The sequence below is a fragment of the Rhodothermus bifroesti genome (genome assembly GCF_017908595.1).
In the GTDB taxonomy this organism is placed as follows: domain Bacteria; phylum Bacteroidota; class Rhodothermia; order Rhodothermales; family Rhodothermaceae; genus Rhodothermus; species Rhodothermus bifroesti.
This window is the reverse complement of the sequence record NZ_JAGKTL010000004.1, coordinates 320,865-331,958: the sequence shown is the minus strand read 5'-3', so window position 1 is coordinate 331,958 and position 11,094 is coordinate 320,865. Positions and strand designations below refer to the sequence as shown.

General features: G+C 56.2%; 11 protein-coding genes and 1 pseudogene. 10 read left to right on the top strand and 2 right to left on the bottom strand.

Annotated features, from left to right (window positions below; translation table 11 throughout):
• Window positions 1-13 precede the first annotated feature (13 nt).
• Window positions 14-376: an STAS domain-containing protein gene (locus tag J8E65_RS10590; protein WP_237181911.1), complete on the bottom strand. Its 363-nt coding sequence runs from the start codon at window positions 374-376 to the stop codon at window positions 14-16.
• Window positions 377-536: 160 nt separating this feature from the next.
• On the opposite strand from J8E65_RS10590, the gene J8E65_RS10585 reads away from it, so the two are divergent.
• The 4 genes from J8E65_RS10585 to lptB are packed head-to-tail and all read left to right on the top strand — an operon-like array spanning window position 537 to window position 4,022.
• Entirely contained in the window at window positions 537-1,235 is a 699-nt protein-coding gene (locus J8E65_RS10585; RefSeq protein WP_210375731.1) for a phenylalanine--tRNA ligase beta subunit-related protein, read from the top strand.
• Window positions 1,232-1,789, top strand: coding sequence for an LPS export ABC transporter periplasmic protein LptC (gene lptC / locus J8E65_RS10580; RefSeq protein ID WP_210375730.1), 558 nt, complete (start codon window positions 1,232-1,234; stop codon window positions 1,787-1,789). Before J8E65_RS10585 ends, lptC begins: the two co-directional genes overlap by 4 nt.
• Complete coding sequence (locus J8E65_RS10575) at window positions 1,789-3,273, top strand: OstA-like protein (protein WP_237181909.1); 1,485 nt, start codon at window positions 1,789-1,791, stop codon at window positions 3,271-3,273. Before lptC ends, J8E65_RS10575 begins: the two co-directional genes overlap by 1 nt.
• Window positions 3,270-4,022 carry an LPS export ABC transporter ATP-binding protein gene (lptB, locus tag J8E65_RS10570; RefSeq protein ID WP_210375728.1) on the top strand — a complete coding sequence of 251 codons (753 nt, stop codon included), beginning with the start codon at window positions 3,270-3,272 and terminating at the stop codon, window positions 4,020-4,022. The genes J8E65_RS10575 and lptB overlap by 4 nt, the downstream gene beginning before the upstream one ends.
• A 34-nt stretch (window positions 4,023-4,056) precedes the next feature.
• On the opposite strand, the gene thiI is transcribed toward lptB, so the two are convergent.
• Complete coding sequence (gene thiI, locus J8E65_RS10565) at window positions 4,057-5,544, bottom strand: tRNA uracil 4-sulfurtransferase ThiI (protein ID WP_210375726.1); 1,488 nt, start codon at window positions 5,542-5,544, stop codon at window positions 4,057-4,059.
• A 183-nt stretch (window positions 5,545-5,727) separates the two neighbouring features.
• Between thiI and aroF the strand changes: the two genes are divergently transcribed.
• The 6 genes and pseudogenes from aroF to rplI all read left to right on the top strand — a co-directional run bounded on the left by aroF (window position 5,728) and on the right by rplI (window position 11,084).
• Window positions 5,728-6,765, top strand: a complete 1,038-nt coding sequence (aroF, locus tag J8E65_RS10560; RefSeq protein WP_210375725.1) for a 3-deoxy-7-phosphoheptulonate synthase — start codon at window positions 5,728-5,730, stop codon at window positions 6,763-6,765.
• A gap of 105 nt (window positions 6,766-6,870) precedes the next feature.
• Window positions 6,871-8,706 carry a glutamine--fructose-6-phosphate transaminase (isomerizing) gene (gene glmS / locus J8E65_RS10555; RefSeq protein ID WP_210375723.1) on the top strand — a complete coding sequence of 612 codons (1,836 nt, stop codon included), beginning with the start codon at window positions 6,871-6,873 and terminating at the stop codon, window positions 8,704-8,706.
• Between the two features lie 58 nt (window positions 8,707-8,764).
• The gene (gene prfA, locus J8E65_RS10550) at window positions 8,765-9,847 is read left to right on the top strand and encodes a peptide chain release factor 1 (protein ID WP_210375722.1); all 1,083 of its coding nucleotides are present in this window, start codon (window positions 8,765-8,767) and stop codon (window positions 9,845-9,847) included.
• Window positions 9,848-9,970: 123 nt separating this feature from the next.
• Entirely contained in the window at window positions 9,971-10,387 is a 417-nt protein-coding gene (gene rpsF / locus J8E65_RS10545; RefSeq protein ID WP_210375720.1) for a 30S ribosomal protein S6, read from the top strand.
• A 22-nt stretch (window positions 10,388-10,409) separates the two neighbouring features.
• Window positions 10,410-10,601: pseudogene (gene rpsR, locus J8E65_RS10540) on the top strand (30S ribosomal protein S18); the annotation flags it as partial.
• Window positions 10,602-10,628: 27 nt separating this feature from the next.
• Complete coding sequence (gene rplI, locus J8E65_RS10535; protein WP_210375717.1) at window positions 10,629-11,084, top strand: 50S ribosomal protein L9; 456 nt, start codon at window positions 10,629-10,631, stop codon at window positions 11,082-11,084.
• Window positions 11,085-11,094: the final 10 nt, after the last annotated feature.

Below are 11,094 nucleotides of genomic sequence, written 5' to 3'. Positions count from 1 at the left end.
AAGGTACCCCATGTCATTCCTGGAGGGCTTCTTTAGCCGCGTCGACCGTGGGAAACTGCCGGAAAACTTTGTACGTTCGCGTAAGCTGAACCACTACCTGAACAGGCCGCGACACGGCGGCAAAGACCACCTGGCCGTTACGTGGGGAAATCTGCCGGTAAAGGGAAAAAATGGCCCCTAGGCCTGTAGAGTCCAGAATGCCTGTTTCCGAAAAGTCTAAAATAAAATTGCGTACGCCCTGCTGGACGTACTCTTGGCATAGGCTCTTAAACTCTGCCGCGTTTCGAAAATCCAGGGCTTTGCCAACGTGCAGGACGACAGTTTCGGCGTTCAGGGGTTCAACTGCAAAACTCATGACTGACGGGTTGGTCATCATACGTTTTTGGGGCTGCTTGGGGGTAATAGGAGTATCGACACACCTGGGCCTTCTTTAAGGCCACAAAGCCAAAACCATAATCCTGGGCTATCAAACTCCATACCACCCAGATGTCCTATACTACAATCTTTTGACAGGAAAGAAAAGCCCTGAAAAAACCATGATAGAAATTGTGCACCAAATTCCCCGCAGCGACGCATTGCTGGGGATTGTACGTGCTGAAAATCTCCAAGCGAGCGTGTTGCCAGAAGCTTTTGAAGCTGCCTTGGCTGCACTCTTGGCTGCCCGTCAGCAGCCGCTTGCTCCAGAAGACGAAGCGCGCCGACAGGCAGTACGCGACCTGTTACGCAACGGCTCTTATAAGCCTACCGGACGCGCCAAGCCTGCCAGTGAATACCTGCTTCGAGCAGTGCAGGAAAACGCCTTTCCGCGCATTAACGCACCGGTGGATGTGGCTAACTTTATCAGCTTACGCGAAATGCTGCCAGTATCGCTTTGGGACCTTGATCGTGCTGCAACGTCGCAGTTTCGCTTTCGCCTAGGACGCAAAGGCGAAACGTATGTTTTCAATAGTGCAGCACAGACAATCGATTTGCACGACCTGATGGTGGGATGCCGCGTGGATGCCAAGACCGCATGCGACGAGCCTATTGTCAATCCCGTCAAAGACAGTCTGATGACCAAAACGCATGCGGGTACAACGCGTGTGGCGGCTTGCATCTACGCGCCTGCTTCGGTCGTTTCTGCAGCACAGTTGCAGGAAATCTGCCGTGAATTTGCCGGTTGGCTTCAGTATTGCGGATCGTCAGTACAAACGGCCTGGACTGTTCTTACGCCAGGCCAGCAGGCGGTAATATGAGATATGTAGTGCTGTTTTTGAGTGGACTCAGTTTGTTTGGAATCACCTGCGCGCGCCCGCCGTCTCCCGAGGTGATTGCAGCTGTGGCTGCTGAACAGGCCGCAGCGCAGGAAAGCCAGCAGGTAGACTATCGCTTATCCGTGGATGGGCAGCCCCGTTTGCAACTGAAGGCCGAGCGGATGCTGCGCTACGAAGCAGGCGACAGTGTGCGTATTGTACTCGAAGGCACGCCCGTTCAGGGATGGCTGTTTACCCCCGAGGGAGATACCAGCGCTCAATTGCAAGCACAACGTGTGATTTACAGCGAGGCTACCCGCAGGTTTGAGGCTGAGGGTAGGGTAGAGGTAACAACTGTGAAAGGCACGCGGCTGTGGACCGATCGGCTGCAATGGTTGGAAGCGCAGCAACGGCTTATAGCTCCAGGCTTTGTGCGCTTGGTATCGCCTACCGAACAGGTGGAAGGTTTTGCACTGGAAGCCGACGAACAGCTTGAGTCTTATCGCCTGCAACGCGTCAGCGGCCGCGTCCTTGTCGAAACCGCGTCTTCTTCCTAATGCGCTTTCGGATTTGCTTACGTGTACTAGGAGTGCTGGGACTCCTCATGGGGTGGAGGCTTCATGCGCAGCCAGCCGATACCAGCCGTCGGCCTGTATGGCTTCAAGCTGATTCCTTGATCGGAGGAGTGGATGCAGCCGGACGCCGCTTTCGATCACTTGTAGGAAATGTTTCCCTCCAGCAAGGCGAAACGCGCCTCTGGGCCCAGCGGGCCATCCAGTGGCCAGATCTTGAGCGCATTCGCTTCGTGGGAAACGTCCGCATCGTGGAGCGTGGCGACTCCCTAGCCGCAGATACCATCGACTACGATAGTCGCCAAAAAATTGGTCGCGCCCTTGGCAACGTGCGCCTTTGGGACGGTAGCGTGACCGTCGAAGCTCCGCTTGGATGGTACTATACCCAGGAAAAACGGGCTAGTTTTGAAGCAGGGGTACGCCTAGCCGACAGCGCGGCTGTTTTGACGAGCCAACGGGGCACCTACTGGTCTAGCGAAAAAAAAGCGGAATTTTATGGCCAAGTGCGCCTTCAGGGCCAAAGACGTTATCTCGAAGCCGATACGGTAATCTACTTCCGCGACACGGAAGTGGCATTGGCAAAGGGCCACGTCTTCATCATCCAGCAGGACACCCTGGATGAAGGCACGCTGAGGCGCACGTTGCTTTTTGGCAGGCAGGCTTTTAACAACGAGCAAACCGGTTATAGCCGTTTAGAAGGGCATCCCCTGTTGATCCTGCTGCGACAAGATTCTGCCCAAGCCCCAATTGATACGCTTTTGGTACGGGCAACGCAGCTCCATTTGAGCCGAGAAGATTCGCTGCGTCGCCTTGTGGCGCATGGCAGCGTGCAGCTTTGGCAACGCCGGTTGGCTGCCCGTGCGGATTCTCTGCGCTACGAACAGGTGCTCCATGAAGGTCGCCTCGTGCGCGAAGTAGTGCAGCTTTTTGGTCAACCGATCGTCTGGTTTGAGCATACCCAAATTACCGGAGATACCCTGCGCCTAAGCGGCGATGGCCACGCACGCGACACGCTGTGGGTTGCGCCCAACCCCTTTGTGGTGCAACAAGACACCGTCCTACAGCGGTTGCAGCAGCTTCGAGGAAGGCGGCTTGTAGGATACCTCGAACAGGATTCCCTCCGCCAGCTGGTTGTTGGACCTAACGCTGAGGCGATCTACTTTCTGCGCGACCGCAACGACTCGCTTCGAGGCGCTGTACGCATCTCCGGGGACGAAATCACGCTCTGGTTTGAACGCGAAAGCGTGCGCCGCGTACGCGTACAAGGCGGCGTGCAGGGCACGCAATATAGCCCTGACCAGATTCCGGAGCCTTTTAGGCTAGAGGGCTTCCGATGGCATCCGGAACTTCGGCCCAGTCCAGCTGATTTGCTCGAAGAAAACTGGATCCAGCATCGGCTGCAAGCAGAACCAACGCGCTTGCTAACCGGTCCTTTGGCACTGCCGGCTGTTGATCCCCGACGCTTATGAACAACATCCCCGACGCTGTAGAACTGCGCGCAGAAAACCTCTCTAAACGCTACCGTAAGCGCTATGTGGTGCAGGACGTCAGCTTGCGGGTGCGCCAAGGAGAAATCGTAGGGCTGCTCGGTCCTAATGGAGCGGGGAAAACGACCACCTTCTACATGATTGTGGGTATGGTGCGGCCCAATGCAGGCAAAATCTTTTTGGGCGACCGCGATATCACGCACCTACCCATGTATCAACGGGCTCGCCTAGGATTAGGATACCTAGCCCAAGAAGCTTCCATCTTTCGGCAGCTTACCGTAGAAGAAAACCTCCATGCTGTGCTCGAATTTCAGCCCCTAAAGCCCGCTGAGCGGCAGGCGCGTGTAGAGCAGCTTTTAAACGAGTTTGGCTTAGTGCGCGTGCGGCACCAAAAAGGCTACATGCTTTCGGGCGGTGAGCGGCGACGTACCGAAATTGCCCGTGCCTTGGCTATTCAGCCGCGTTTTCTGCTCCTAGACGAACCATTTGCAGGGATAGACCCGATCGCTGTGGAAGAGCTCATGGCCTTGGTCGCCGAGCTGCGCGCACGGGGTATTGGAGTGCTCATCACCGATCACAACGTGCACGAAACCCTGGCCATTACCGACCGGGCTTATCTGCTCTACGAAGGACGCATTTTCCAACATGGCACGGCCGAAGCGCTAGCTGCCGATCCTGAGGTGCGTCGCCGCTACCTAGGTGAAAAATTCACGCTCGAACGCTATCGATAATTGCGCGTGCCTTGCCGCCCAGCTTGAGCCCCCTTTAAAACGCCGAAACGTCGATCCCTCGCGCGCGAGCATAGGCCTGAAGCGCGGAAACACCCCCCTTGAAGGAGTAGGCTTCGTAGCCTTCGCGCTGCATAACTTCGGCCACATAGGCCGATTGAAGGCCGCGCGCGCAATAGAGCACGTAGAGGCGGTTGGGATCCAGCTGTCGGAATTGCTGCAAAAGAAGCCATGGATCCATGTGGCGGGCGCCTGGATAGTGCCAGTGCGCATAAAGCGCCTCGCTTTGGCAATCGATCACTTCAGCTCCCTCGGGTATGGTTTCAATAAACAGGTAGGGCGTGACCAGTTCTGAGGCGGAAAGCGAACGCAGATCGTATACCTCAGCTGCAGCCACAGCCGTTTCTAGCACCGAAGGGTCCAGCTTGGCCATTTCAGCATCCACTGTCTCCGGACGCGCAGCAGTTACGGGGCGATCAGGCGTCAGCGCGCAATACTCGCGTACGCGCTCCGAAAGCGTAGCGGTCCCCAGCTCGCGTGCCAAGCGGATGATCTCCTCTTTGTCGTAGGTCAGCAATGGCCGCAATACTGGAAGCGGGCAGGAGGATTCAATAGCCCTGAGATTCTTGAGCGTTTGCGAGGAAACCTGTCCGATAGATTCACCCGTGACCAGCGCCAGGGCACCACACCTTGGTGCCAGAAGTGCGCCGGCTTGATACATAAGCCGCTTGAGCACGACCTGCCAGTAAGCTGGGCGAACCTGCTGCCGCATGGCGTCGACCACTGGTCCAAAATCGACCGAAAAAAACCGGGGCTGCGTGCCAAAACTCCAGCTGTCGGCCAGCACTTTGGCCACCTGAAGTACGGCCCGCTCGTAGGCTTTGCCCCCTAAGTTGCAAAACAGGTAGTCGACAGCCACGCCTCGCCGCAGCATCAGCCAAGCAGCCACGGCTGAATCAAATCCTCCCGAAATGAGCACCAGCGCCTGGTCCTGACTGCCGATGGGAAGTCCACCTAGACCACGAATAGCATCGGTGTAAAAGTACGCTATGTCCTCCTGAACCTCAACGTGGACGGTAACCTCGGGCTGCGTTAGGTCTACACGTTCAGCAAAAGGAAGCAATGCCGCCCCTAAGGCCACTTCTACATCCCGAGAGCGGAAGGCATGGGTGCCGCGCCGCCGAGCTCTTACCGCAAAACGTCGCCCACGCACCTTTTCTGCAAAAGTGGCTGCGCCGTGTTGTACGATCTCGTCTAGGTCGGCCCGGGTGGTAAGCTCTATAGGAAGGATGGGCCCGATGCCTGGCACGTGGCGCAGCGCTTCAATGGTTTGCGCCGGCGCTGTTGTTTCAACCAAAAAAAAGCTCCAAAAGTCCTGCAATCGAAAGGGGATCTGCTGGCTGCGCAGTGCATCTTTGAGGTTGCGCACCAGCAATTGCTGAAATCGACGCCGCGTGCGGTTTGATTTGAGCGTCAACTCTGGGGCCGGTCGGATTAACAAGCGGGTAGGGACAGCGTTTGTCATGGGGCGTATGTGTCTATTTTGTGAAGAAATAGCTGGAAACCGCTTAGCCTAAAGAAAAGGGCAGAGTGCCACCTTTGATACAATCGGAACTCTTCGTATCTTTACACTCCTCTAAAGAACCACAGTCCATCGGCTTAGGATGCCGAGGATTGGCCGAAAAACATAGAAAGATTAAAGCTGGGTATGGTTGTCGTCATGCAGCCTGGGGCCACGGAGGCCCAGATTCAGGCCGTTATTGAACGGCTCAACGGCTATGGGTTTGACGTGCATCGCTCGACAGGAGTCAATCAAACTGTTTTAGGCGCCATTGGGGTCAAGCCGGACTTCGACGTGCGGCACATTAAGGTTATGGATGGGGTGGCGGAAGTCTATCGCGTCACAGAGCCCTATAAGTTTGCCAGCCGGACTTGGAAAAAAGAAGATACCAAGATCGAGGTCAACGGAGTTACTATCGGTGGACCGGAGGTGGTGGTGATGGCCGGTCCCTGTTCGGTGGAAAGCGAAGCGCAGATTCAGGCTACGGCTGCCCATGTAGCAGCCCAAGGGGCTACGTTCTTGCGTGGCGGGGCATTTAAGCCGCGCACCTCGCCTTATGCCTTTCAGGGACTGGGTGAGGTGGGACTAAAACTGTTGCGTGAGGCTGCCGATCAGCACGGGTTGCGCGTGATCACTGAGGTGATGGAAGTCAGCCAAATCGAGCTGATTTATCCTTATACCGACGTGTTTCAAGTAGGCGCGCGCAATATGCAAAACTTTGCACTGCTTAAAGAACTCGGCAAGGTCGATAAGCCGGTTTTTCTGAAACGTGGTCCAGCAGCCACGATCGAAGAATGGCTGATGAGCGCCGAGTACGTGATTGTCCATGGCAACCCACAGGTCATTTTGTGCGAGCGGGGCATCCGTACCTTTGAAACGCAAACGCGTAACACGCTGGACCTGTCGGCCATTCCGGTGGTTAAGCAAAAAAGCCACCTGCCTATTGTGGCTGACCCCAGCCACGGCACAGGGTTGCGCGACAAAGTGCTTCCTATGGCCCGAGCGGCTGTTGCAGCTGGTGCAGATGGTATCATGGTGGAAGTGCACCCCGACCCACCTGCAGCCAAAAGCGATGGCCCCCAGTCACTCTATTTTGAACAGTTTACAGAGCTGATGCGACAGATTCGGCTGATTGCGGCAGCCATCGGGCGCACGGTACGTGAACCGATTTCGGAAACTGTCTGAGTCGCTGTTCGTTGCGTACCCCGCACGGATCTGAGGGAAGCCGGCAAGTCTTTTGCAGGCCTGCAGTGCAAAGCCTGCTTTCTTTGAACGCTAAAATGGACATTTATGTGTGGCATTGTCGGTTATATCGGCACCCGACAGGCTGCCGAGTTGCTGCTTAACGGACTCAAGCGTCTGGAATATCGCGGCTACGATTCGGCAGGAATTGCCGTGGTGGGTCAGGGGCGCTTGCACGTCTACAAGCAAAAAGGTAAAGTCGGCGAGCTAGAAACCGCATTGCGCGCGCGGCTTCCAGAAGGCACGCTGGGCATTGGCCACACCCGCTGGGCAACCCACGGCGAGCCGAACGACATCAACGCCCACCCGCATGTCAGCAGCGATGGCGACTTTGCACTGGTGCACAACGGTATTATTGAAAACTATGCTGCGCTTCGAACGCGTTTGCAACAGAAAGGCTACGTGTTTCGGAGTGAAACCGACACTGAGGCCTTGGTGCATCTGATTGACGATGTGCGCCGGGCTACAGGCTTGCCCTTACCCGAAGCCGTACGCCAGGCACTTACCCAAGTGGTGGGGACCTATGGGCTGGCGATCGTTTCAGTTTCAGACCCCGATCTGCTGATTGCCGCTCGCAAGGGCAGCCCACTCATTTTAGGCATTGGCGAGGGGGAATATTTTTTAGCCTCGGATGCTGCACCCATTGTCGAACACACCCGTCAGGTGGTCTACTTGAACGATGGGGAAGTCGTTGTTGTGCGCCGCAGCGGCTATGAGGTGCGCACCATCGACAACGTGCTGCTCGAAAAAGAAGTCCACGAGCTGGAGTGGGACCTGGAGCAGATCGAAAAAGGCGGCTATGCGCACTTCATGCTCAAAGAAATCATGGAGCAGCCAGAAGCCTTGGAGAACTGCATGCGCGGCCGGGTCGACCTGGCGCACAACACGATCAAGCTCGGTGGGCTATTGGATGTCATGGACCGCATCCGAGCAGCCGATCGCATCATTATCTGCGCCTGTGGCACTTCGTGGCATGCCGGACTGGTGGGGGAATACCTGATCGAAGAATTTGCCCGCATTCCGGTTGAAGTCGAATACGCCAGCGAGTTTCGCTACCGCAACCCGGTTTTGCGCCCTACCGATGTGGTTATCGCCATTTCACAAAGTGGGGAAACGGCCGACACACTTGCCGCTGTTCGCGAAGCCAAGCGGCGGGGTGTGCTTACGCTCGGGATCTGCAATGTAGTGGGATCGACCATAGCCCGTGAAACCGACGCCGGCGTGTATCTGCACGTAGGTCCCGAAATCGGCGTAGCCTCCACCAAAGCGTTCACGGCACAGGTCACTGTGCTCGCCATGCTGGCGCTTAAGCTGGCTGAAGGTCGCACGCTCTCCGAGGCCGAAATGGCCCAAGCCTTGCGTGCACTGTCCGACATTCCGACAAAGGTGCGCCAGGTACTGGCCCTTGACGAAGAAATCCGCCGCATTGCCTACGTCTACCGCTACGCTTCGAACTTTTTGTACTTAGGGCGCGGCTACAACTTCCCTGTAGCGCTCGAAGGAGCCCTGAAGCTCAAAGAAATCTCTTACATTCATGCCGAGGGCTATCCAGCTGCCGAGATGAAACACGGGCCCATTGCTTTGATTGACCGTTTTATGCCCGTGGTGTTTATCGCGATGAAAGACCGCACCTACGACAAGGTGGTCTCCAATATCGAAGAAGTCGTGGCCCGGCAAGGATCGGTGATTGCCATCACCAACGAAGGCAATGGCGAGCTCGATAGGCTGTGTGAGTACGTGATCCGCATCCCCCCTACAGCGGAGTTTCTGACCCCACTGCTAACCGTAGTACCGTTGCAACTGCTGGCCTATCACATTGCAGTCATGCGGGGCTGCAACGTCGATCAGCCGCGCAACCTGGCCAAAAGCGTCACGGTGGAATAAGCGGCACCTGTCGTCTGCCTTGAGCGTTAGGAACGAGGGAAAGCACCAGCTGTCAGCGATGATTCCGAAGGCACCGTTGCAGGAAATCAAGCGTCGCTTTGAAGAAGTGACGCAAGCCCTGGCCAATCCCAACGTAGCAACCGATGCCCGGCGCCTGGCCGAGCTGGGGCGCGAACATGCCAGCCTGCGTGAGCTGGTAGAAGACATCGAAGCCTACGAGCGGCTACTGGCCGAACAAGAAAGCCTGCGTGAGCTCATTCGTACCGAGGAAGATCCAGAGCTGGTACGTCTTGCCCGAAATGAGCTGGAAGCACTAGAAGCACGCCTGCCAGCCATCGAAGAAGCCTTAAGGCTGCGACTTATTCCCAAAGAAGCTGTAGACCGTCGTAACGCCATCGTGGAAATTCGCGCAGGTACTGGGGGGGACGAAGCCGCCCTGTTTGCCGGAGACCTCTTCCGCATGTACAGCCGCTTTGCAGAACGCAAAGGCTGGGAAGTCGAAGTGCTCGATACCTCGCCTGGTGCAGTGGGAGGCTTTAAAGAGATCATTTTTCATGTTAAGGGGTCCGAAGTCTACGGCACGCTTAAATACGAAAGCGGCGTGCACCGCGTGCAGCGCGTACCTGCCACCGAATCTCAGGGGCGGATTCATACCTCGGCAGCCAGCGTGGTCGTGCTACCTGAGGCCGAAGAGGTAGATATCGAAATCCGACCCGAAGACCTACGCATCGACGTCTTCCGGGCCAGCGGTCCAGGCGGCCAGCACGTCAACCGGACCGAGTCGGCCGTGCGCATCACGCACATCCCAAGCGGCATCGTGGTTTCGTGCCAGGACGAAAAAAGCCAGCACCAAAACCGAGAAAAAGCGCTGCGGATCTTGCGTGCGCGGCTCTACGAAATCGAGCAAGAACGCCAACGAGCAGCGCGAGACGCCCTGCGCCGCGCTTCAATTCAGACCGGAGACCGCTCCGCCAAAATCCGCACCTATAACTTCCCACAAGACCGCGTGACCGATCACCGCCTAGAAGGAGAACAAAAAAACTGGCCCCTGCACCGCATTCTAGAAGGTGAGCTGGACGATTTGCTTCAGGCCCTCCAGACAGCAGAGCACGCCGAACGCTTGGCGCAGCTCAAGGCCTAATTTTTGGCAAAGAAGAACCCGCACGTGGCATCTACCGTTAAAACACCGTACTTTCATAAACCCCTGCTCTCACCTCTATGATGAGGGCATGATTTTCCAGAAAATCATTCCGGAGGGGAGCCTATGTCAGAAATTAAAAATTTCTACGAACTCACCTACATCATTAATGCCGCGCTGAGCGACGAGCAAATTAAAGAGGTGGTGCGCCGCGTCAACCAGTATATCGAAGAACACGGGGGAGAGATCGTTGAAGTGGATGAATGGGGCACGCGACGCTTAGCCTATCCGATTAACAAGCGGCGTAACGGCTACTACGTTAATTTGTACTTCCGAGCCCCTGCAGCGCTCATTGCTGCCCTGGAGCGGTTTTTAGAGATCGATGAACAGATCTTGCGTTACCTAACGCTCCGTATGGATGCCAAGATGCTGCGCCACTACGAGCGCCGCAAGCAACAGGCTGCGCAGCAAGCAAGCACCCTTGCCCTGGAAGTGGAAGAGGACGTAGAGGTCGAAGAAGAGGAAGAGGAAGAAGAAGAATAAACCCCGCACACGTACTATGGCACGTAAGCTGGATCTGGAATACGTCGATTATAAAGACGTAGAGTTTTTGAAGCGGTTTATCAATGAACAGGGCAAAATTCTGCCTCGCCGCATTACGGGGGTTTCGGCCAAAACGCAACGGCAGATTACCCGCGCCATTAAACGGGCGCGCCATTTGGCTCTGCTGCCGTTTGTGGTCGATGCCGTAAAATAAGCTTTTTTGCCTAGCCCGAATGTTGCTATGAAAGTATTGCTGCTGCAAGACGTAGAAAAGCTGGGTCACGAAGGAGAAGTGGTTACCGTACGGGATGGATACGGACGTAATTACCTTATCCCCAAGGGACTAGCTATTCAAGCAACGCCCAGCGTGCTCAAAGACCTGGCCGAGCGGCAACGCCAACAGGCGCGTAAGCGGGCGCGCTTGCGCGAAGAGGCCGACCGTATGGCGGCAGAGTTGGCCAAGACCGAGGTCGTGATCCGTGCCAAAGTGGGCGAAGAAAACCGCATCTTCGGTACAGTAACAGCCGCCCAAGTGGCCGAACACCTGTCGCGCCAAGGCTTTGAGATCGACCGCCGGCGTATCGAAATGCCCGAGGATATTCGTATGCTGGGCGTCTACACGGCCCGTATCCGGCTGCATCCGGAAGTGACAGCTACCGTTAAAATTCGCGTTGAACCCGAAGCCTCCGAGGGCTGACACCAGCTGC